This window comes from Gemmatimonas phototrophica (genome assembly GCF_000695095.2).
Classification (GTDB): Bacteria; Gemmatimonadota; Gemmatimonadetes; order Gemmatimonadales; family Gemmatimonadaceae; genus Gemmatimonas; species Gemmatimonas phototrophica.
Map to the genome: position 1 here is coordinate 540500 of NZ_CP011454.1, position 20799 is coordinate 561298.

Genomic DNA, 20799 nt, shown 5'->3' on the forward strand with positions numbered 1-20799 from the left:
GGGGTGTCCTCGGGTGAAGGGTCGCGGTCAGCCGCGAATCTGCGTGAGCTGTGACATGGGCAACGTGAGACTGTCGCCGATAATCAGGATGGGGTTCCCATTCTCGTACTTCATGCCGGTGATCCGACCGGCCGTGTACGTCTTGACTGTCTGGTACTGGCCGCCATCCGTTGCGACCTCGAACTTGTAGCTGTACTTCCCGGCGGGCAGCTTGGGCTCCGTGAAGAGCGATCCCAGCTCGAACGACTGTTGCCCCGCCTTGTCCACCGTGACGAACGCGCTGCCAACCACCGTGCCTTTGCTGTCGGTGATCGTCACTTTGGCCGGCCCTGTGCGCACACCGGTATCCACCACCAGTGTGCCCTGTCCTTCGCGATCGACGAAGGTGGTGTTGCCCACGGTCACGCCGGTTTTGCCAACCGTGGCCATGGCCATTTGCCCTTCCACGAGCTGCGCCAGTTCATCGGCGCGCGCATTCTGCGTTTCCTCGAGCTTCGAAATGGCGTCGGCGACCTTGTCGTCCTGCCCGGCCTGTGCTTCGAGGGTCTTGTTCATCTGGATCAGCTGCTCCACAGTGGAGAACTGGGCGAGCTGCGCCGCCATGTCCTTGCCATCCATCGGATTGAGCGGATCCTGATTCTTGAGCTGGGCGACGAGCATCTTGAGGAACTCGTCCTGGCCCATGGCCCTGCTGTTCTGCGGGAGTGTCCGCGGCCCCGACGGCTCGGCGGCGCCGACCGGTGGTTCGGCGGCGGGTACGCCGGTACTGCTGGTGCCATCGGCCGCCGTCGTGTTGAAGGCGGGAAACGCGATGGTGTTGCGAAGTGCCGAGATCATCAGAGGTTCTCGAAGAGGAAATCGGGCTGACGCGAGCGCTGCTGACGCTCCTGCTGCTCGCGCTGGTCACGTGCACGCGCCGCCTGATCCCGGCGCGACTCATCCTGGTTCCACTCACGCGACGGCGCGCGATCGCGCTGTCCGTTGTTGGCGGTGCCATCCTGCGCCGACGACTGCTGCGCGCCGTTCACCTTGAGGGCATCACGCTCGGCGTTGACGGCACGGACCGCCTCACTGCTGTCCGGCGCCTTCAGGCCGCTGATCTTCACCGTATCCGCTTCCAGTCCGTGACGGCCCAGCGCTTCCTGCAGATCCGCGGTGCGCAGACGCATCCGGTCGGCGGTGGCCGCATCGGTGGTGATCTGCGTGCTCACCGTATTGCCGCGCAAATCCACCGTAACCTGCTGGTTCACGCCGTTGGCGCCTTCCACGTTCAGCGTCATCCGATTGAGCGGCGTGGCCGGCGCGTCGGCGCGCATTTGCTGAATGTCCGACACGCGTTGTGCCTGCTCGCTTCCGGCCGCGGGACTCGCCTGCGCGGCGCGTTCAATACCCGTGACACTGGGGCTGTTCACGGTACCGGTCGACGTACCAAACGCAGGGGTGCCATCCTGCTGTTGTTTCTCGTGGCCCAGCTTGCGGCCATTGTTGAGTGGCTTGCCCTGTTCGTCGCGTTCCCCGCGGCCGAAGGCGTTGCCGTTGCCTTGTCCATCCGGGGTCCGCGATGTCTGCTGCTGGGCCGCATAGGCGGCAACGCCCACGCTCGGGGCGTCGGTGGCGGGAGCCGCGTCGGCCACACGGGCCACGCCAGCCACCTGCGCCACACCGGCCACCTGGGCTACACCGGCCGCGCTGGCCGGGTTGGCCATCTGCGCGCCGCGTGCGGAGGCCTGCGCCGACGCCTGGAGGCGCTGCGCATCAACGCGCGCCGTCAGATCGGCGGGCATGCCATTCCCCTTGGCCAACTCAAGATGGCCGGGGTCCTGCATTCCCAACGTGCGTAACCCCTCTTCGCGGGCAATACGCTGCAGTCGCGCAAAGCCATCGGGATTATCCCACGAGCCATCGATGATCACATCCACCGCTTCGCCACGCGTATGCGCGGAGTCGCGGGTCCAGGTTACCACCGGGCCACCGCGTGTGCGCCCCTGCTCGTACAGCCAATCCTGCCGTTCCTGTGAGCGGGCACTTTCCACGACTTTCACATCGTGACCGTATTCATTCTTCATCCGCTCCACGACCCGTTCCACGCGGGTGCGCAGCTCGGGAGCAACGGCTTCCAAATCTTTGACGGGTGTGGTGGGGTTGGCCGCACTGGCAGCGTTGGCGGCGGCGAGCGCCGAGGCGTGTGCGGCATGGGCCATGGCCGTGGCTGACGCGTGCGCCGTGGCGTTCAGGGCTCCGTTGGCATCGTTGTCGTTCCACGACGGTGCTCCCTCCACCGCGGCGCCCTCGCCAGTGAGCGACGCGGCGGCGGTATCCGCCATGATCATCTGTGCTGCCCGTTTGGCATCGGCCAGCCGGATTCCCGTGGGGGTGCCCGCCTGCGCGAGGATGGAGTCGATGATAGCTCGCGCGTCGGCACCCTTGGCATCACCAACGGCCAGCAGCTGCTCCAAAGAGGCTCCGCGGCGGGTGGCAACGCGATTCAATGCATCCAGTGCCCGTTCGTTTTCATGACCGCTCAGGTTCGAGGCGGCACGGGCCAGGCCGGCGAGTCCTGCCAGGCCGTTGCGCTTCTCGTCACGCGCCTTGGAGTACGCCGCCAGATCCACGACATCGGTTGTGCGGTTGTCTGACGCCGCCTCCTGTGGTAACACCTTGAGCATGCCATATCGCAGCGCTTCCTGCGCGGCGTCCTGTGACGTGCTGCCGCTCGCGGCTTCCTCCAGCAACGGTCCTTCCAGCAGCGTGTCCACGAGCGTGGCGCTCTCGTCCGGCTGTTGTTGCGCGAGTTCACCGCGGGCCTTTTCGCCTTGCCCGTTCAGCAGCGCCAGCAGCGCCGCGAATTCAGCGTTGTTGACGCGCGGAGTGTCATCCCTGTCGCTGCTTTCGCGGGTGTCGCGAACGGGCTCGTCGCGCGCAACGCGGTCGGCTCTTGGCGCGGCCGCACGCGGCGCGGGTGCCTTGGGGATCGCCTGCATGATGTTCATGGCGCTCATGGCGTAGGATTCCCGGGCGATTTCACTGCGCCCTTGGTAATGGCGGCCGCGCGGCCGGCGGAGAACGCGGAGAGAATGGCCGCGGCCTGCCGGTCGTTCATCATGGCGAGAATGGCGCGCACATCGCCGTCGGTCATCTGATCGAGGACCTTGGCGGCATCCTTGGGGGCCATGGCGCCGAAGATCTTGGCCAGGCGCGCTTCGGGCAGGGCCGTCTGCAAGGCCTGATCGCGGGCATCCTTGACCGATGCCGCCGCGGACGACGTCGTGGACGGCTTGGGGGTTGGCGGGGCAGGCGTCGACGTGTGCGACTCGGCCTTGGCCGGTGCAGGGGCATGTGCGGAGGCACCGCGTGCGGCGGGGCCGTGATCGGCCGGCGCGTGGGAGGTCCCTGCCTTGCGGGCCGCTTCGAGAGCCCGGAGGCTGTCGGCCGGTGTCATGGGCGCCTGCTCGGCCAGCAACGTGCTGTCGGCCGCGCCGTGAGCGGTGCTGTCCTCGCCTGCCGCGTGTTCCGTGCTGTCGTGCGCCGCTGAATCGGCGTGCGTCTTGAGGCTGTCGGCAATCCGCGTGGAATCAGCGACGTACTTGGCGGAGGCCTTCATGTACGAATAGCCAGATCCGCCGCCGATGCCGGCCAGCAAACCAATGACTATGGGGATGATCATCGCCTTCATCAAATCATTCCGGTCGGAGAGGGGTCACTCGGCATTCTCTGCCGAGCGGCTGTTCTTTTCTTCCTGCTTGCGGGCAAACTGTGTCAGGGCCACTTCGTCCATCTGCACCCGATCCTTCGTGGCTTCTCCCGTGCGCCAGACATCGGTGTGGCGCTCCTTCAGTCGGTCGAGAACCCGTCGATCACGTGCGGCTTCTTCCAGCATCGCTTTTGCCTTGTGCACACTGGCATCTGCGGCCTTGCAGACGTCGCCGGCGATCACCAGCCGCTCATCCAGAGAAGCGAGAACTGTGCCAAGCTGATGCAGGTGGCCAACGCGCGCCTCGGACTGCGTGGTGGCGTGGAGCTGTGCCACCGAATTGGCGCGGAGGGCGGCCAGGGACTCCTGCGCTTCGGCCGCTTCATCAGCGGTTTGCTGGGCTGACGCCAGCTGCCGGGCCTTGGCCTGCTCATGCTGTTCGCGCAACTCGAGGATGCGCTGCAAACGGAACTTGAAGCTCACCTACCGTCTCCGGACCGACGCTTCAATGACTTCCGCGATCTGGGCCAGCTGGGTGTAGGTGTCGCCGTAGTGTGTGATCTCGTCCGGGCGTTGCTGCAGAAACTCCAGCACCTTGTGTCGATAAGCGACCGCCGCGTCCACATAGGGATCACTCCCTTTCTGATACGCGCCCACCATGATGAGATCCTCCTTCTCGCGAAACGCTGCTTCGAGGCGCAGCATGGCGCCGCCCGACCGGCGTTGGACCTCATTCGTGATGTGGTCCTTCACACGACTCTTGGAGTCGAGGACATCGATGGCCGGGAAGTGATTCTGCGCGGCCAGTCGCCGGGTGAGCACGATGTGCCCGTCCAGAATGGAACGGGTGGCGTCGGCGACCGGCTCGTTGAAATCGTCGCCGTCCACCAGTACCGTGTAGATGCCCGTGATGCCGCCACGCTCGCCGTTACCGGCGCGCTCCAGCAGCCGCGGGAGATTGGCAAACACCGAGGGCGGATAGCCCTTGGTGGTCGGCGGCTCGCCGGTGGCCAGACCAATCTCGCGCCAGGCCATGGCAACGCGAGTGACGGAGTCCACCATGAGCAGGACCTGCTTGCCCTGATCGCGGAAATACTCGGCAATGGCTGTCGCCACGAGCGCGCCACGGGCGCGCACCAGCGCGGCCTGGTCGCCAGTGGCCACGATCACGACGCTGCGGGCCAGCCCTTCTTCGCCGAGGGAGTTCTCGAGAAATTCGCGCACCTCGCGGCCACGTTCACCCAGCAGGGCAATGACGTTCACATCGGCCTGCGCATGGCGCGCAATCATGCCGAGCATGGTGCTCTTGCCGACGCCGGAGCCGGCGAAGATGCCCACGCGCTGGCCGCGACCAATGGTGAGCAAACCATCGATGGCACGCACACCCGTTTCGAGCGGGCGATCAATGGTTTCGCGCATGAGCGGATTGGGCGGCTCCGCGGAGAGCGGTACGCGTTCGATGGTATCGAGCTTGCCCTTGCCATCAATGGGATGGCCGAGGCCATTGAGAACGCGTCCCAGCAGTCCAGGTCCCACATCGACGCCAAATGTGCGCCCCAAGGGCTGTACACTGGCGCCGGCGTGCAGGCCATCCAGCTCGCCCAGCGGCATGAGCAGCACGCTGCGCTCGTTGAAGCCCACCACTTCGGCCAGCACCGACCGCTCGCGCGAATGGCTCGTGATGCGGCAGAGCGATCCCAGTCCCACATCGATACCAGTGGCTTCCACCACCAGTCCTACGACACGGGTTACCCGGCCGTATTCACCAAAGCGCTCGGTCCGGTCAATGCGATCGAGCATGATATCCAGCGCCGTTTCGTTGGGGGCGTAGGCCGTATGCGAAAACGCCGGCGTGGCGTAGGCGGGGGTCATCATGCCTGCACCTGCGCGAGGGAGCGGTACACCCGTTCGAGCGCCGTATCCACGCGGCCGTCAATGATGCGCTCGCGGCCTTCGGTGAGGCAGCCGCCGCGGGCAATGTTGGCGTCCCCCATCCAGCGCATGGTGCGGGCGCCGTTCAGGTCGGCATCAATGACGAGGCGGCAGGTCGTGAGGTCTTCCGGATTCAGGCGCACGGTGATCTCCTGATCCACGGCGTATTGGGCGAGAGCGCTGGCCACAAGGCCCGCCACAAACGACGGATCCGCCACGATCTCCCGCTGCACCACGTGTCGAGCCACACTCACCGCGAGTGCGGCGATGTTTTCTTCGATGTTGTTCAGCCAGCGGGCCTCATGCAGGGCCACGGATTGGGCGGCCTGATCGAGGGCCCCCAGCGCGCCCTGCAACGACTGCTCGAGCGTCGCACGCGCCGACCGCTCACCGTCGACGCGCCCGCGGGCGTAGGCATCTGCTTCAATGCGCGCCCGCTCTGCCGCGAGGCGCAATTCGAAGTTGGCTTCAATGGCCCCGACATCCACAACGGATTCCCGCCGGGTCTCGGCGGCGTCTGGGACGGCGGACTGGAATACATCATGTGCTACGAATTCATCGAGCGACCACGGGGTAGCGTTCATGTGTCTCGGGTCAGACGATGACATCGTCGGTGCCTGCGCTCAGCACGATTTCGCCGGTCTCTTCGAGGGCTCGGACCTTGGAGACGATATCGGTCTGGGCCGCTTCGACGTCGCGCATCTTGACCGGTCCGAGGAACTCCATCTCTTCCTTGAGCCCCGCCACGGCGCGCTGCGACATAGTGCCCATGATCTTGGCCTTGAGATCCGGGCTTGCCGCCTTGAGGGCGAGCGCGAGTTGCTTGACATCCACTTCGCGCAGCAGTCGCTGCAGGGACTTGTCGTCGAGCGAGGAGAGATCTTCGAAGACGAACATGAGGTTCTTGATCTGATCGGAGAGATGCGGATCCTTCTCCGAGACCAGATCGAGGACTTCCTTCTCGAGCGAGCTGCTGACGAGGTTGAGAACCGCGGCCACGGCGGCCGGGCCACCAACGCTCGACATGCCTTGGGAGAACGCCAGATCCGCTTCGTTGCCGATGGCACGCTCAACCAGCGAGATCATCTCAGGCGAGACCTTTTCCATCCTGGCAATGCGAAACATCACCTCGCCGCCCAGCGCCGGTTCGAATTCACGAATGATGGCGGCCGTGTGCGCGGGATCGAGGTGCGCCAGAATGAGCGCGATCGTTTGCGGGTGTTCTCCGCGCAGCGTGTTGCCCAGCTGCTGCGGATCGGCACGACGCAGACGCCCGAAGCGGTCACTGTCGGCCAGCTGCCCCTGAATACGCTTGAGAATCTGCTGGGCCTTGGCCGGGCCGAATGCTTTTTCCAGCACGTCCTTGGCAAACTCCACGCCACCCGTGCTGAGGGAATCCACGCCGAGCGTGACTTCCAGCCACTCGTTGAGGACGAAGTCCACGGTGGCGGGAGGCACGCGATCGAGTTGCGCCATTTCCAGTGCCACAATTTCCGCTTCTTCCGGATGCAACGCGGAGGTCAGCGTGGCCGCGGCTTCGGCACCAATCGCCATGCAGACGATGGCCACCTTCTGACGCCCCGTGAGTCGTTCGGGGGCCCAGCGCTCCGTGGCGTTCTTCGAGATTGCGATCATGGTGCTCATCGGGGCTTACTGGCGCAGCCACTGACGGGTCACACGAAGTGCGGCGTCGGGACGCTGCTCCACGGTGGCGATGGCTTGTTCACGCTCAGGGGTGGTGGGCATCGGCGGCAGCTTGATGGGCGCGCGACGCTCCTCGATTTGCTCAGGCTGATCATAGCCGTCCTGCATGTCCTGCATATCCTGCATGGCCGTCTGCATCTGCGAGCTGGCCGGCAATTCGGCGTACGCCGTGCCCGGTGTCAGGGCGTTCGGCTGCGTTCCGGCGTCGAGCGCCTTGTTCTTCTTGGGGCGTAGCATGAACACGGCGGCCAAGCCGAGGATGAGCAGCACGACCAGCGCGGCCAGTGCGACGACCGGCTTCGGGTTGGCCTGGATCTTGGCAATCATGTCCTGCGGGGCCGCGGTGGTGTCGGGGGCGGTCACCACCGGCTGCGGCATGTCAAAGGGCGCACTCACCACGGAGATCATGTCGCCGCGCAGCGAGTCCACGCCGAGCGCGTTGCGTACCAGTGCTTCAATGCGCGTCAGCTCTTCCGGGGTGCGCGCGGTGATGACGGGCGGGGCCGGTTCGGTGGCGGTGGTGTCGAGTGGCGGGAGTGTGACTTTGTCGGCCACGAGCACGGCAACGGTAAGCTTCTTCACGTTGCCAATGGCGCCGCTGAAGCTCTCCACACTCTTCGTGTTTTCGTACGAAGTGGCGGAGGTGCTGTACCCGGCGCCCTGCTGCGGATTGCTGGGCGTCACTTCGGCCTTCTGTTCGGTAGACATCGCCTGCTTTTCCGGGTCCACCGCCTGCACCGTGCGCTCGACCTTGTCGAAGTTGATGGCCGCGGCCACCTGCACGCGGGCGTTGCCACTGCCCACCAGACTGGAGAGCAGCTTGTCCGCCTTCTGCTCCATGTACGTTTCGACTTCCTTCTGCACGGTGAGCTGACGGCTTGTCAGTCCGGCCAGTGAGCCTTCGTCCTGCATCGTGAGCGCCTGTCCCCGCTCATCCACGATGGTGACGTGCTCGGGCTCCAGCCCGCCCACGCTGCTGGCCACCAACTGCGCAATGCCCTGCACGGTGGCATGTGCGGGGGCGTCACCGCTGTTCATCGTGAGCGTCACCGAGGCTTTGCTCGGGCGCTCGCTCTGCTTGAAGGCTTTGTCTTCTTCGAGGGCGAGGTGCACCTTCACGCCCTTCACATTCTTCATCTTGCTGATGGTGCGCTCGAGTTCTCCCTCGAGGGCGCGACCATAGTTCACCTTCTGGGTGAAGTCGGTCATGCCCCAGGTGGGCTTGTCGAACAGTTCGAGGCCGGGGCGCCCGTTGTTCGGCACTTCACCCGCCGCCAGTTCCACCCGGGCCTTCGCCAGTTCCTCACTGGGCACCTTGATGGTGCTCCCGGTGCGATCAAGCTCAAAGGGAATGTTGGACTCAGTGAGCTTGTCGGTCATGGCCTTCACGTTTTCCACCGGGATGTCCGCGTACAGCGGCACCATGGTGGGCGCAGTGGCCCAACGCGATACGCCAAAGATCAGGCCAGTGAGCAGCACGCCTATCGCAATCAAGGCGATTTGGCGTCCGCGGCCGGCAAACGATTCGAAGAGGGAGTTCATCAGCGTGGGTAACTCAGGACTGCATGGAGATCACGGTGCGATACGCTTCCACGACTTTGTTGCGGAGCTCGATCATCATGTCGAGGGCAATGCCGGCTTCTTCGCTGGCCGCCATGACCTGATGCAGCTCCACGTTTTCGCCATTGGCAAAACGCTGCACGAGATCTCCCGCGCGATCGCGCGTGTCGGACACTTCGTTGATCGCTTTGGTGAGCGTATCGCCAAACGAGTTGTTGCTCTCGCCCGTGATGGGGAGCTGCTGCGTCAGCGCCTTGTCCTGGCCGAATTCGGCCAGGCCGCGCGCGTAGAGATCGAGACGGGTCTGCATGAGCGGGTCCGTTCAGGAAGAGAGCTTAGGCGCGGACATCGAGACGAACACCGCGCGCCGCGGGGGGCGTCTGCGGTTCCGTGGCGGCCTTGAAGCGGCTGTACGTGAGCGGGCCGAGGTTGGCGGTCTTGGCAAAGAAGTTCCGCTCCTCGGTGGTCAGCACACTCCAGAACGCGGGGTCGGTGCCAGCCGGTGCGTCAGCGGGCACGATTGACTGCGCGGCGCCTTGTCCGGCGATGGGCGTCTGCGGCTTGAGCGCATTGGCGTTGGCCGTGCGCGCCTGCTGGGTGGCCAGGCTCGCACGATCAAGGCCGTTCTGGCCAGCATTCTGCGTGCGCGCCGACTCGGCGCGGTTGGCGCCGAGGTTCGGGAGCAGCGGAGTGGAGTTGATGCCGTTGATGCTCATAAGACCGATCGGGTGCTGCGAGGAGTGAGACGAACGCGAGGAGAAAGGAGCGGCGGGCCGGGACTCAATGCGGTGTCGGAGAGGAGGAGGAGGAGGAGGTGACCTCGTACTGAATCCCGGACCCGCCGCAACAGGTGGTTAGCTGGGTGATGAACTCGTCAGATGTCGAGGGCCGCGCGGAGCATCGACTTGGCGGTCGTGAACACGGCCGCGTTGGCTTCGTAGATGCGCTTGGCATCCATGAGCTTCACGAGCTCCTGCGTGGTATCCACATCGGGGTAGCGCACGTAACCGGCTTCATTGGCGTCCGGATGCCCGGGCTCGTAGACCAAGCGTCCCGCACCCTGGTCTTCGGCAATGCCGGCAACGCGGACACCGAACTCACCGCCAATGGGGCCACCGACCCCTCCCTGAGCGGAGAGCACCGGTACTTCAATGGCTTTGGGGCCGTCTTCCATGGCGGGTGCGTCGAAGGCGGGCGAGCCGAAAACGCCATTGCTGGCGCTGCTCGAGCCCATGGCCTGTGCGGCCGGATTGCCGGGGTTGTAGACGGCGGTCTGCGACGACGCGGCCTCGAGAATGACCTCGCGGCGCTTGTATGGCTGGCCATCGGCGCCGCGCGTGACGTCGGCGTTGGCGATGTTCTGGGCAATGACTTCCATGCGCTGCCGTTGGGCGGCGATCCCGCTGGCGGCGATGCCCATGGACTTGAACATGGGGCGTACCACCTGCTGCCCCGGAATGGGCAGGAGGGCAGGCTGGCGGATCGGATTGATCGGCATCAGCCGTTACCTCCCTTGATGGCGGTGCGCAGGCTGGCGTAGGTCTTTTCGAGGAGGCGCGACGTCGCGAGAAAGCGCAGCTGTTCGTCGGCGAGGGCCACCATCTCGTCTTCCACGTTGACCGGATTGGCCGTGGTCTGGGGTTGGCCGGCTTTGGCCTCGAGGGCAAAGCCGTCCCCGTTCTGCAGCGTCGCCTTGGAGACGCGATCCGCGATACCCCGTGACCGCTCGACACTTTGGTCGAGTGCTCCTTTGAGCGACGTCGCGCGGGTGGTGCGATCGATGAGTCCGAAGAGCATCAGTGGGTACCGGAGTGAAAGGGCGAGCGAATCCGGTTCCGATAAAAGCAATGGGCGGGCCACAAGGCTCAGGTTGCCGCTCTACAAGTGTGGTTATTCAATAAGTCTATGTTTTACATAGTGTTAGACGGCGGGTGACAGGGGGCAGGAGGCAGGGGGCAGGTTCTGCCGGGGACGACAAAAACCGGCAAAACGGAAGTTTTTGCCGGTTGGAATGTGATCCAAGTTGCCGTGTGGACATCTGGCGCTTGCCCGGCAACACATGCCGAGTGGGAAGGAAACCCTCAACTCGAAACGCAAACTCAAGACCCGGAACTGATCAGTTTCGGGTTATGAGTTCAGGCTGCGGGTGATGGGTGACCGCCTGGATGGCCAGTCAGTCTTCGCCGTCGTCCTTGCCCGGGCCGTTCAGCTTGTTGCGCAAGGTGCGCACGCTGATCCCCAGGAGTTCTGCTGCCTTCGTGCGGTTATTATCGGCAGCTTGTAGCGCATGCTGAATGAGCACGCGTTCGGCATCGGCGACATTGAGGGAGTTGAGGGCAATCCCGTTGCCGTTGGTCCCCCCGGCGCCCGCGACGCCGGGGGCGCCGGGAGCGGCGGCGGCACCGGAGACGGCCAGCATGGGAACGGCCCCCGGGGTGGCAAACGCTCGGGGGCGCATGTTGGGGGCGCCCAGAGAGTGTGCCAGACCAAACCGCGTCCCTTCGAGGCAATGGGGCTGGATGACCGGATCGGGGGTCAGAATGACGGCGCGCTCAATGACATGCTGCAGTTCGCGGACGTTGCCTGGCCACGGATAGTGCTGCAGCGCCTCAAGGGCGTCCGGCGACAGCCCTTCGATCTTCTTCCCCAGTTCGGCGGCCACGCGCATGGCAAAGCGCAGGGCGAGGACTGGAATGTCCTCGGGGCGATCGCGGAGCGGCGGAATAAGGACCGGAATGGTGGACAGTCTATAGTAGAGGTCTTGCCGGAACGTCCCGTGATCGGCTTCCATGGCCAGATCGCGGTTGGTGGTGGCCACAATACGGACATCCACCTTGATGGGTGCCGTTCCACCCACGCGCTCGAATTCCTGCTCCTGCAACACTCTGAGCAGCTTGGCCTGCAGATCAAGGCGCATTTCCGAGATTTCGTCCAGCAGCAGCGTCCCGCGGTTGGCGCGTTCGAAGGCCCCCTCCACGCGCTTGATGGCCCCGGTAAAGGCGCCCTTTTCATGGCCAAAGAGCGCCGATTCCACCAGTCCTTCGGGGAGGGCGGCGCAGTTGAGCTTGATGAACGGCTTATCTCGACGCTCGCTTTGGTCGTGGATGGCGCGGGCGAACAGCTCCTTGCCGGTACCGGACTCTCCCTGCAACAGCACGGTGGCCCGGGTCGGGGCCGCCATGCTGACCGTTTGCAGGATGCGGCGGATGGTGGGTGAATCACCAATGATCTGCCGTTCGTTGCGGAACTGCATGACCTCCTTGCGGAGGGCTTCGTTCTCGCGGCGCAGGCGCACGAACTCCAGCGCCTGGTCCACGGCCAGCTCCAGCTGCTGCGGGCGGACGGGCTTGGTGATGTAGTCAATCGCCCCGGCCTTGATGCTGGCCACCGCGTGCTCGATGCTGGCATGCCCCGTAAGCATGATGAGCGGGATGTCATACCCCTCCCGCGTAAGCAGCTGGATGAACTCCAGCCCCGTCAGCCCCGGCATTCTGTAGTCGGAGATGATGAGGTCGATCCCGCCGCGCTCGAGCACCTGCAGGGCCTCGGGCACGCTCCGGGCGCCAACGGGCGAATGACCGGCCTGGGCGAGGGTGTCCTCGAGAATCAGGCCGACTGCCGCTTCGTCGTCGACGTACAGGATGGTGGCCATGGGTTCTGGAGGGGGAGACCGGCCGCCGGGTCCCAGAGTGGCGCTCACTGTGAGCTTTTTTCCGACACTGTGACCCCCGACCACTGCGTGCGTCCTTCTTCGGAGACGCACCCGGCAAAAATAGCCGCATGGCCGCCAAAACGCTAAAGTCCGTTCTGGATCAGGCGTTATGGATGAGCCAGCTAAAGGTCAACCGGGGGCTTCCGATACTCAGTTATAGACGGTCACTCCTTTCGGAGATCGACCGGCCCCCGATCAGCCCCGGTGCCAATGCGCGTCACCAATTCGATCATCACCTCCCGGAGTCAGCTCCGCCTGCAGCAAGGCTTGCAGGGCATCGATCGTGCGCGTGACGATATCGCGACCGGCGTGCGGATCCGGAAAATGTCGGATGACGCGACCAGTGGCGGTGAATTGGTGCGCATCGGCAGCTCCATGCGCGCGATCACCCAGTTCCGTCGCAACGCAGATGCGGGCATTGCGCGGGCCGTCGCGGAGGAAGGGGCACTCAATCAGCTCACCAACGTGCTGACGCGCGGTATCGAGTTGGGCATCAGTCAGTCCACTGCCACGGCCAATGCACAATCGCGCCTGATTGTGAAGCAGGAGGTGGATTCCCTGCTGAACTATGCGGCGTCACTGGGCAACACCCGGATTGGCGATGAATATCTGTTCGGCGGGCATCGCAGCGGTGAAGCGCCGTTTGCCACGCCAACGCCGACAACCGGCTCCTTCAGCGGTCTGCTCGATGCCGCCGGTGACCCGGTCAACCCGAGCGGTTCCATCTCGCTCGAGATCGGCGATGGCAAATTCATTACGCCGAATCACAACGCCACCGAGGTCTTTCTCGACACGGATGCGCTGGACGCCCTGCGGGAACTCTCCACGGCGCTGGGGAACAACGATCCCGCGGCCATTCAGGCGGCCAGCAGCCGCCTGCTGGCCGCCAACAGCAATGTGCAGGCCTTGATCGGCACGCAGGGCGCGCGCGTCAACGAGATGGATGACGCCAAGGTGAACCTCGAAACGATCGAAGTGAATCTCAAAGCCAGCCGGGCCGACCTGCGCGACACGGAAGTGGACAAGGCCATGGTGGAACTGGTTGGCAAGCAGACCCTGTATCAGGCGGCCATGAGCGCGACCTCGCGCATCCTTGGGCTCAGCCTGGCCAATTACCTCTGACGTACATGAGTCACGCCGTCATGGAACAGTCGCCGGAATCCGTTACGATCACGCACACGTTCGGGACCCTTGAGGTGCCCCGGGAGGCGGTGATGCGCTTCGTGACGCCCATGTGGGGATTTGAAGGGCATCAAGAGTTCGCGCTCTTGCCGGCGGCGCGGGCCGGGCTGTGGTGGTTCATCTCCACGGGCGACACCCCCACTACCTTCGTGCTGGCCGATCCATTCATCGCCAGCGACGGCTACAGTATCGATCTGGCCGATGCCGAGCGTGAGGCGCTGGCACTGCACGACGAGTCCGACGCGCTGGCGCTGATCCTGCTCTCCATGCCGTCCACGCCGGACCAGCCCGTGGCCGGCAACTTTCGCGCGCCCCTCGTGTTCAACATGGCGGAGCGATTGGTGAAGCAGGTGGTAAACCGCGACGAACAATATCCACTCACGATGGCGGTGGACCTGACGCGGTATCCGGCTCAGGCCGACGGGCTGCATCTGAGCTGAGGCGAGGCAGGGAGCGTTCACGCTGGTGACGCTCCTGATTGCGAAGTGGGCACTCCTGCGCCATGCTTCCAGCGCATGAATGGGTGCGGACGCTCGCACTCCCACGAGCCACTCCCGTCGCTTGGCAGGCAGGCATGCGCGATCTTCGCGGCAAGACCATCTGTGTCATTGGCGGCGCCGGATTCATCGGCTCGCACGTCGTAGACGAACTGCTCACCCGTGATGTCGGTCAGGTCATCGTCTACGACAACTTCTGTCGTGGATCGCTGGACAACCTCACCGACGCCCTGCGCGATCCCCGGGTGCGCGTGTTTGAGGCCGGCGGCGACATTCTGCAGTCGGACATCCTCTCCCAGGCTGTTGGCGAAAGTCAGTGTGTCGTCCACCTCGCGGCGCTCTGGCTCCTGCAATGTCACGAGTACCCACGCGCCGCCTTTGACGTGAATGTGCGCGGCACCTTCAACGTGATTGAAGCCTGTCGCGATCATGGCATTGAGCGGCTCGTGTACTCGAGTTCGGCCTCCGTGTACGGCGATGCGGTGGCGCTGCCCATGACCGAGCAGCACCCCTTCCATAACGACACCTTCTACGGGGCCACCAAGATTGCCGGGGAAGCCATGGTGCATGCGTTCGCGAAGCGCTACGGCCTCTCCACCGCCATGCTGCGCTACATGAACGTGTACGGCGCCCGGCAGGACTACAAAGGCACCTACATTGCCGTGATCATGAAGATCCTCGATCGGCTCGATCGCGGATTGCCCCCCATCATCCACGGCGATGGCGCGGCATCGTACGATTTCATCTATGTCAGCGACTGCGCGCGCGCCAATGTCCTGGCGCTCGAAAGCGACCGCTCCGACGAAGCGTACAACGTCGGCAGCGGCACGCAAACCTCGCTGCGCGAATTGGCAGAAATGCTGCTCCTGCTACGGGAATCGACGCTGGCGATCCAGTACGAGCCTCAGGCGCAGGTATTCGTGACCAATCGGGTGGGTTGCCCGGAGAAAGCCGCGCGTGACCTTGGCTTTCGAACTACCATTGCGCTACCCGACGGTCTGTCGCGCCTCATCGCGTGGCGCGATGCGCATCGGGCGCGGGTGGCGGCACAGGCCGCCGCGCACCGGTGATCGTTCGCGCCCACCGGACGCCCTGAGCCATGTGCGGCATCGCCGGTATACTGCAGATGGACGGAGGGCCGGTCTCGGGCCCCGTCCTTCAGCGCATGACGGACGTCGTGCGACATCGTGGGCCCGATGGGGAAGGGCAGTGGTTGGGCAACGGAATTGGCCTCGGACACCGACGGCTGGCCATTCTGGATCTCACGCGCGCCGGCCACCAGCCCATGCACGCCGGCGACGAAACGCTGGTGATTTCGTACAACGGCGAAATCTATAATTGGCGTGAACTGCGCGACGAGCTACGGCAGCGCGGCGCCACGTTCCGCTCCAACACCGATACGGAAGTGGTGCTGGAAGCGTATCGCGCCTGGGGGGATCGGTGCGTGGAGCGCTTCAACGGCATGTTTGCCTTTGCGCTCTGGGATAGGCGGCGCTCTCGCCTGCTGCTGGCACGCGATCGCTACGGCATGAAGCCATTGTACTACTGGTGGAACGGGCGCACCCTGCTGTTTGCAAGCGAGGTGAAGTCGTTACTGCAGCACCCCGACGTCCGCGTCACGGTGGATGAAACGGCACTGGTGGAGTACTTCACCTTTCAGAACATCCTCAGTGACCGCACGCTCTTTGCGGGGGTGACGCTGCTCCCGCAGGCTCACACCCTGACCGTCTCCCTGGGGGACGCCGCATCGTTTCGCACGCAGCGGTGGTGGGACTACTGCTTTACGGAAGAGAAAGGGGTTGCCGAGGCTGAGTACGTGGAGGAGTTGGACCGACTGGTGCGCCGGGCAGTGGAACGCCAGACATCGGCCGACGTGGAAGTGGGGACCTACCTCAGTGGCGGCATTGACTCGGGCGCCGTGACCTGCATTACCGCGCTGCAGCACCGCCACGTGAAGACCTTCACCGGTGGCTTTGATCTGTCATCTGCTTCCGGTCTCGAGCTGGGCTTTGACGAACGCACCAAAGCGGAAGCGCTGGCGGCCACCTACAAGACGGAGCACTACCAGGTGGTGCTAAAAGCCGGGGACATGGAAACCGTCTTGCCGGAGCTGGTGTGGCATCTGGAAGATCTGCGCGTGGGGCAGAGTTACCCCAATTACTATGTTGCTCGGCTCGCGTCGCGCTTTGTAAAAGTGGTGCTGTCCGGTGTGGGCGGCGATGAGATTTTCGCCGGCTATCCGTGGCGCTACTATCGCAATGTGCGGAACGACGATGCCGCGCAGTTCCTGTCGCGCTACTACGAATCGTGGCAACGCCTGCTGCCGGATGCGCATCGTACCACGTTCTGGCGCCCCGAATTGCAGGCGGTACAGCAACAGCATCCGCCCGAGCAGGCGTTCCGATCGGTGCTCCGCCGGCAGTCGTTCCTGGCCATGGCGCCCGACGATTATGTGAATCGCTCGCTGTACTTCGAGCTCACCACTTTTCTACACGGGCTGCTGCTGGTGGAAGACAAGCTGTCCATGGCGCACAGCCTGGAGACACGTGCGCCATTTCTGGACAATGATCTGGTGGACTTCGCCCTGCGTGTGCCCGTGCGCTACAAATTGAAGCACGTGGACCGCATTGTCCGTCTGAACGAAAACGATTTGCGCGAGAAGATGGCGCAGCTGTCGAACACCCGTGGTGACGGAAAGGTGGTGTTGCGCAAGGCGCTCGCGCGCTATGTACCCGCCGGATACGCCAACGACCGCAAGCAGGGGTTCTCCGCCCCTGATGCCAGCTGGTTCAAAGGGCAGAGCATCGACTACATCCGCACCCTGCTCGGTACCCGGGAGGCCCGTCTGTACGACTACATCGACCCGGATACCACGCGCATTCTGCTCGATGAGCACATGTCAGGGCAGGTGAATCATCGCTTGCTGATCTGGTCACTGCTCTGCTTCGAGTGGTGGCTGCGACGCTTCCGCGACAACGAAACGGCCGTGGTGGCCTGAGGTCTTCTATCTGTGAATCACTTCCCCATTACCCGCGCCATCTTCGACGACGACGACCTGGCCAGCATTCAGGAACCGCTCAAGAGCGGCTGGGTGGTGCAGGGACCGTTTGTGGCGGCGTTCGAACGCGGATTCGGTGAGTGGACGGGGGCGCCACACGCAATGGCGACCACTTCGTGCACCACCGCGCTGCAGCTGTGCATGGCCGCCCTTGGGGTGAAGCCGGGCGATGAGGTCATCGTGCCGGCGTTCACCTGGGTCTCCACCGCCAATGTGGTGGAGCATCTTGGTGCAACGCCGGTGTTTGTTGATGTGGACCTCGACACCTTCAACATCAATCCGGCGGCGATCGCTGCCGCCATGACGCCACGAACGGTGGGCATCATTCCCGTGCACCTCTTTGGTGAACCGGCGCCCATGGATGTCATCATGGCCCTGGCTGCCACGCATGGGTTGTGGGTGGTGGAAGATGCCGCCTGCGGTTTTGACAGCTGGCTCGATGGTCAGCATGTCGGCACCTTCGGTACGTTCGGCTGCTTCTCGTTTCATCCGCGCAAGTCGATCACCACGGGCGAAGGTGGCATGGTCATCGGGGGCAGCGCCGAGCAGGCTGCTCTCATTCGCACACTGCGCGATCACGGGGCCAGTCGCACGGATCTGGAGCGGCACGCGCGGCGCCATTCGTTCTTGCTGGCGGAGTATCATCATGCCGGCTTCAACTACCGGATGACCGATATTCAGGGCGCATTGGGCACGTCGCAGTTGCGCAAAGCGTCCGCCATCATGGCGGGGCGACGACAGGCCGCCGCGTGGTATGACGCGCTCCTGCAGGGCGTTGAATGGCTGCGGCCACCACGCCGGGATCCCCGCGTTCGTCATGGGCAGCAATCGTACGTGTGCCTGTTTCAACCGGAGCCGGTGACCCTCGAGGCCGGGGGGCGCCTGTTCGATCGCCGCAATGACGGTATGTCGGCCCTCGAGTCCCGCGGCGTGATTACCCGGCAAGGAACCCACGCTCCCCCGCACCTGGACTATTACACCAACCGATACGGATACCGCCCTGCGGACTTCCCCAACGCCTGGCTGGCTGAACGGTGCACCATCACGTTGCCCATGTACGCCGGCATGACGGCGAGTGACTGTGAACAGGTTGTGCAGGCACTGCACGAGACCTTTGCCGGTACCGTATGACCACCTCGTCTACGCAGCAGCAGACGTCGGACGCGTTCGGATACAAGTGGGCCCGTCGCGACAGCTATGAATCGCCAGCGGTGCGCGATGCGTCGCGGGCGTGGCTCCTCTCCCGCTACTGTGGGGGGGACGCCGCGGTGCTCGACGCGTGGCTGGCCGGCGGCCCCAAAACCATTCTGGATGCCGGCTGTGGCGCCGGCTTCTCGGCCTTGCTGCTGTTTGGAGAGCGACTCCGCGACCATGACTATGTGGGCGTCGATATTTCGTCGGCGGTAGAGGTCGCGGCACAGCGATTCGCCGAAGCGGAGATTCCGGCGCGCTTCATGCGCGCGGATATCGCCACGGTAGACCTTCCGCCGGCCTCGGTTGATCTGTTGTTCAGTGAAGGCGTATTGCACCACACGGACAATCCGGCCACCACCTTGCGTCATCTGGCCGGATTGCTGCGCGACGGCGGACGGGCGCTGTTTTATGTGTACGCCAAAAAGAGTGTTGTGCGGGAGTTTACCGATGATCACATCCGGCAGCAGTTGATGCCTCTGAGTGATGCCGAGGCCTGGGCGGCCCTGGAGCCACTCACCAAACTCGGCATCGCGTTGGGAGCGCTGGAGGGTACCATTGACGTGCCCGAGGATATCCCGCTGCTGGGGATCCCCAAAGGCAGCTACCCACTGCAGCGATTTTTTTACTGGCATGTGTGCAAGGCGTTCTATCGCGCCGACTTCAGCGTGGACGAGATGAACCACATCAACTTCGATTGGTTCAGACCGGCCAATTGCCACCGGCAAACCCCCGAGGAGGTGCGCGCCTGGTGCACCGCGGCCGGACTGGAGGTGGAGACGCTGCGTGTTGAGGAGGCCGGTATGACCGTGGTGGCTCGGCGTGTCTCAGCCGGTGCAACGTATGTCTGAGCGTCCCGCCGCCCTCTTGCAGGAGCTGCGACAGCTGTACGACGCCCAAACCGCGCGCTTGCGCGCGGAGCATCAGCGCAGTGTTCCGTTTGGTGATCTCGTGTCCGACCGCTGGGCGCGTGCGCGCACCCTGGGGTTTGGCGAAGGCGCGAGTATCTATGACAGCGCGCTGGTGATTGGTGAGGTGTCCGTTGGTGAACGCACCTGGATTGGGCCGCACACCGTGCTGGATGGTTCCGGTGGATTGACCATTGGTGACACCTGTTCCATTTCCGCCGGTGTTCAGCTGTACACCCACGATTCGGTGGCCTGGGCATTGTCCGGCGGCCGTGCCGAATACGTCCGCGAACCGGTGCACATTGGCGATCACTGCTACATCGGCCCCCTGAGTGTCATTGCCAAAGGGGTCACCATTGGCGCGCATAGTCTGGTGGCAGCCAACTCCGTGGTGACCAGATCGGTCGCACCGTTCAGCATCGTGGGGGGCGCTCCGGCGCGGGTCATCGGGCGAGTAGAGCTCACGGCCACCGGCGAGGTCACGTTGCACTATGGCAATGGCCCAGCGGGTGAGGGGGAGGCTTTGCGTGACTGATCCCGTGGTGGCGATCACGCTCGATGTGGACTGGGCCCCCGACGCCTGTATCGATGACGTCGCGTCAACGCTGCTCGATGCCGGTGTACGGGCCACGTGGTTCATCACCCATTGGTCTCCTGCCATTGCCCGCTTGCAGGCACATCCAGAGCAGTTCGAGCTCGGCTGGCATCCCAATTTTTTCGCCGGCTCCACGCACGGAGCTTCCGAGGCGGAGGTCCTGGCCCACTGTGCGACCTGGCTGCCAAACGCTCGCGCGGTGCGTACGCACGGGCTGCTCCAATCCACTCGACTGCTCGATCTGATGCGCCGCACCACGCCACTGCGCGTGGATGTGAGCCTCCTGCTGCGCCATCAGCCGCATCTGGCCCCGCATCGCCTGCCGCTGCCGTCGGGGGAAATCATTCGACTGCCATTCTGGTGGGAAGACGATGTCGAGATGGTCGCGAAGACACCGCTCTGGGCGTTGGCTACGGCATTCCGTGATGGCGTGCCAGGCTGGCGTGTCCTCAATTTCCACCCCATCCACGTGGCGCTCGACGCGGCGTCCATGCACCCCTATGAAGCGCTGAAGCGCCGAGTGCCCTCTCTTCAGGAGGCCACCGCCGATGATCTTCGCGACGCCCGGGGTGAGGCCGGCGAAGCGGGGAACCCCCGGCAAGGTGGGGCCGGTCAGGCGTTTCGCGAAGCGGTGATGTGGCTGCGCGAGCGGGGCGGCGGGGCAACGGTCTCGCAGCTGGTGGCGCCGCTGTTGGACTAGAGCACCCCCGTCGCTTTCCGATGTATGGCAGGGGAGGTGGGAACTCGGTCCCGGAAGAAATTGCCGGAC

Annotated in this window: 21 protein-coding genes; 8 read left to right on the forward strand and 13 right to left on the reverse strand. The window is 64.3% G+C overall.

What is annotated here, in order from left to right; translation table 11 throughout:
- Positions 1 to 27: 27 nt before the first annotated feature.
- From GEMMAAP_RS02385 to GEMMAAP_RS02445, 13 genes are all read right to left on the reverse strand, one after another.
- Positions 28 to 837 carry a flagellar hook assembly protein FlgD gene (locus GEMMAAP_RS02385; protein WP_026849271.1) on the reverse strand — a complete coding sequence of 270 codons (810 nt, stop codon included), beginning with the start codon at positions 835 to 837 and terminating at the stop codon, positions 28 to 30.
- Positions 837 to 2999, reverse strand: coding sequence for a M15 family metallopeptidase (locus tag GEMMAAP_RS02390; RefSeq protein ID WP_026849272.1), 2163 nt, complete (start codon positions 2997 to 2999; stop codon positions 837 to 839). The genes GEMMAAP_RS02385 and GEMMAAP_RS02390 overlap by 1 nt, the downstream gene beginning before the upstream one ends.
- Positions 2996 to 3664, reverse strand: a complete 669-nt coding sequence (locus tag GEMMAAP_RS02395; protein ID WP_158514695.1) for a MotE family protein — start codon at positions 3662 to 3664, stop codon at positions 2996 to 2998. The genes GEMMAAP_RS02390 and GEMMAAP_RS02395 overlap by 4 nt, the downstream gene beginning before the upstream one ends.
- 33 nt (positions 3665 to 3697) lie before the next feature.
- Entirely contained in the window at positions 3698 to 4174 is a 477-nt protein-coding gene (fliJ, locus tag GEMMAAP_RS02400) for a flagellar export protein FliJ (RefSeq protein WP_026849274.1), read from the reverse strand.
- Positions 4175 to 5566 (reverse strand): FliI/YscN family ATPase, encoded by a 1392-nt coding sequence (locus tag GEMMAAP_RS02405; RefSeq protein ID WP_026849275.1) that lies wholly within the window; start codon positions 5564 to 5566, stop codon positions 4175 to 4177.
- On the reverse strand, positions 5563 to 6207 hold the full coding sequence (locus GEMMAAP_RS02410; RefSeq protein WP_026849276.1) for a FliH/SctL family protein: 645 nt from the start codon (positions 6205 to 6207) through the stop codon (positions 5563 to 5565). The genes GEMMAAP_RS02405 and GEMMAAP_RS02410 overlap by 4 nt, the downstream gene beginning before the upstream one ends.
- A 10-nt stretch (positions 6208 to 6217) precedes the next feature.
- On the reverse strand, positions 6218 to 7258 hold the full coding sequence (fliG, locus tag GEMMAAP_RS02415) for a flagellar motor switch protein FliG (RefSeq protein ID WP_075071599.1): 1041 nt from the start codon (positions 7256 to 7258) through the stop codon (positions 6218 to 6220).
- Positions 7259 to 7273: 15 nt separating this feature from the next.
- Positions 7274 to 8869: a flagellar basal-body MS-ring/collar protein FliF gene (fliF, locus tag GEMMAAP_RS02420; protein WP_026849278.1), complete on the reverse strand. Its 1596-nt coding sequence runs from the start codon at positions 8867 to 8869 to the stop codon at positions 7274 to 7276.
- A gap of 13 nt (positions 8870 to 8882) precedes the next feature.
- Complete coding sequence (gene fliE / locus GEMMAAP_RS02425) at positions 8883 to 9197, reverse strand: flagellar hook-basal body complex protein FliE (RefSeq protein ID WP_053333972.1); 315 nt, start codon at positions 9195 to 9197, stop codon at positions 8883 to 8885.
- A gap of 25 nt (positions 9198 to 9222) precedes the next feature.
- Positions 9223 to 9603 (reverse strand): hypothetical protein, encoded by a 381-nt coding sequence (locus GEMMAAP_RS02430; protein WP_026849280.1) that lies wholly within the window; start codon positions 9601 to 9603, stop codon positions 9223 to 9225.
- 158 nt (positions 9604 to 9761) lie between these two features.
- Complete coding sequence (locus GEMMAAP_RS02435) at positions 9762 to 10385, reverse strand: flagellar basal body rod protein FlgC (RefSeq protein ID WP_026849281.1); 624 nt, start codon at positions 10383 to 10385, stop codon at positions 9762 to 9764.
- Positions 10385 to 10684, reverse strand: coding sequence for a hypothetical protein (locus GEMMAAP_RS02440; protein WP_026849282.1), 300 nt, complete (start codon positions 10682 to 10684; stop codon positions 10385 to 10387). Before GEMMAAP_RS02440 ends, GEMMAAP_RS02435 begins: the two co-directional genes overlap by 1 nt.
- 376 nt (positions 10685 to 11060) lie before the next feature.
- The gene (locus GEMMAAP_RS02445; protein ID WP_026849283.1) at positions 11061 to 12539 is read right to left on the reverse strand and encodes a sigma-54-dependent transcriptional regulator; all 1479 of its coding nucleotides are present in this window, start codon (positions 12537 to 12539) and stop codon (positions 11061 to 11063) included.
- Positions 12540 to 12809: 270 nt separating this feature from the next.
- Here GEMMAAP_RS02445 and GEMMAAP_RS02450 point away from each other — a divergent pair, with 270 nt between their 5' ends.
- The 8 genes from GEMMAAP_RS02450 to GEMMAAP_RS02485 all read left to right on the forward strand — a co-directional run bounded on the left by GEMMAAP_RS02450 (position 12810) and on the right by GEMMAAP_RS02485 (position 20730).
- A complete protein-coding gene (locus GEMMAAP_RS02450; protein ID WP_026849284.1) occupies positions 12810 to 13721 on the forward strand; it encodes a flagellin N-terminal helical domain-containing protein in 912 nt (303 codons plus the stop codon).
- A 5-nt stretch (positions 13722 to 13726) separates the two neighbouring features.
- Positions 13727 to 14221 carry a flagellar assembly protein FliW gene (gene fliW / locus GEMMAAP_RS02455; RefSeq protein ID WP_026849285.1) on the forward strand — a complete coding sequence of 165 codons (495 nt, stop codon included), beginning with the start codon at positions 13727 to 13729 and terminating at the stop codon, positions 14219 to 14221.
- A gap of 134 nt (positions 14222 to 14355) precedes the next feature.
- Positions 14356 to 15348 (forward strand): NAD-dependent epimerase/dehydratase family protein, encoded by a 993-nt coding sequence (locus GEMMAAP_RS02460; RefSeq protein ID WP_026849286.1) that lies wholly within the window; start codon positions 14356 to 14358, stop codon positions 15346 to 15348.
- 29 nt (positions 15349 to 15377) lie between these two features.
- Positions 15378 to 17276, forward strand: a complete 1899-nt coding sequence (gene asnB / locus GEMMAAP_RS02465; protein WP_026849287.1) for an asparagine synthase (glutamine-hydrolyzing) — start codon at positions 15378 to 15380, stop codon at positions 17274 to 17276.
- A gap of 12 nt (positions 17277 to 17288) precedes the next feature.
- Positions 17289 to 18467: a DegT/DnrJ/EryC1/StrS family aminotransferase gene (locus GEMMAAP_RS02470; RefSeq protein WP_043580169.1), complete on the forward strand. Its 1179-nt coding sequence runs from the start codon at positions 17289 to 17291 to the stop codon at positions 18465 to 18467.
- On the forward strand, positions 18464 to 19378 hold the full coding sequence (locus tag GEMMAAP_RS02475) for a class I SAM-dependent methyltransferase (RefSeq protein WP_043580171.1): 915 nt from the start codon (positions 18464 to 18466) through the stop codon (positions 19376 to 19378). Before GEMMAAP_RS02470 ends, GEMMAAP_RS02475 begins: the two co-directional genes overlap by 4 nt.
- Entirely contained in the window at positions 19371 to 19970 is a 600-nt protein-coding gene (locus GEMMAAP_RS02480; protein WP_075071393.1) for an acyltransferase, read from the forward strand. Before GEMMAAP_RS02475 ends, GEMMAAP_RS02480 begins: the two co-directional genes overlap by 8 nt.
- The gene (locus GEMMAAP_RS02485) at positions 19963 to 20730 is read left to right on the forward strand and encodes a polysaccharide deacetylase WbmS family protein (protein WP_026849288.1); all 768 of its coding nucleotides are present in this window, start codon (positions 19963 to 19965) and stop codon (positions 20728 to 20730) included. The genes GEMMAAP_RS02480 and GEMMAAP_RS02485 overlap by 8 nt, the downstream gene beginning before the upstream one ends.
- The last annotated feature ends 69 nt before the right edge of the window (positions 20731 to 20799 follow it).

Coding starts and splice junctions, on each gene's coding strand:
- GEMMAAP_RS02385 (WP_026849271.1), bottom strand. CDS start 837: ATGATCTCGGCACTTCGCAACACCATCGCGTTTCCCGCCTTCAACACG.
- GEMMAAP_RS02390 (WP_026849272.1), bottom strand. CDS start 2,999: ATGAGCGCCATGAACATCATGCAGGCGATCCCCAAGGCACCCGCGCCG.
- GEMMAAP_RS02395 (WP_158514695.1), bottom strand. CDS start 3,664: ATGATCATCCCCATAGTCATTGGTTTGCTGGCCGGCATCGGCGGCGGA.
- GEMMAAP_RS02405 (WP_026849275.1), bottom strand. CDS start 5,566: ATGATGACCCCCGCCTACGCCACGCCGGCGTTTTCGCATACGGCCTAC.
- GEMMAAP_RS02410 (WP_026849276.1), bottom strand. CDS start 6,207: ATGAACGCTACCCCGTGGTCGCTCGATGAATTCGTAGCACATGATGTA.
- fliG (WP_075071599.1), bottom strand. CDS start 7,258: ATGATCGCAATCTCGAAGAACGCCACGGAGCGCTGGGCCCCCGAACGA.
- fliF (WP_026849278.1), bottom strand. CDS start 8,869: ATGAACTCCCTCTTCGAATCGTTTGCCGGCCGCGGACGCCAAATCGCC.
- fliE (WP_053333972.1), bottom strand. CDS start 9,197: ATGCAGACCCGTCTCGATCTCTACGCGCGCGGCCTGGCCGAATTCGGC.
- GEMMAAP_RS02430 (WP_026849280.1), bottom strand. CDS start 9,603: ATGAGCATCAACGGCATCAACTCCACTCCGCTGCTCCCGAACCTCGGC.
- GEMMAAP_RS02435 (WP_026849281.1), bottom strand. CDS start 10,385: ATGCCGATCAATCCGATCCGCCAGCCTGCCCTCCTGCCCATTCCGGGG.
- GEMMAAP_RS02440 (WP_026849282.1), bottom strand. CDS start 10,684: ATGCTCTTCGGACTCATCGATCGCACCACCCGCGCGACGTCGCTCAAA.
- GEMMAAP_RS02445 (WP_026849283.1), bottom strand. CDS start 12,539: ATGGCCACCATCCTGTACGTCGACGACGAAGCGGCAGTCGGCCTGATT.
- GEMMAAP_RS02450 (WP_026849284.1), top strand. CDS start 12,810: ATGCGCGTCACCAATTCGATCATCACCTCCCGGAGTCAGCTCCGCCTG.
- fliW (WP_026849285.1), top strand. CDS start 13,727: ATGAGTCACGCCGTCATGGAACAGTCGCCGGAATCCGTTACGATCACG.
- GEMMAAP_RS02460 (WP_026849286.1), top strand. CDS start 14,356: ATGCGCGATCTTCGCGGCAAGACCATCTGTGTCATTGGCGGCGCCGGA.
- asnB (WP_026849287.1), top strand. CDS start 15,378: ATGTGCGGCATCGCCGGTATACTGCAGATGGACGGAGGGCCGGTCTCG.
- GEMMAAP_RS02475 (WP_043580171.1), top strand. CDS start 18,464: ATGACCACCTCGTCTACGCAGCAGCAGACGTCGGACGCGTTCGGATAC.
- GEMMAAP_RS02480 (WP_075071393.1), top strand. CDS start 19,371: ATGTCTGAGCGTCCCGCCGCCCTCTTGCAGGAGCTGCGACAGCTGTAC.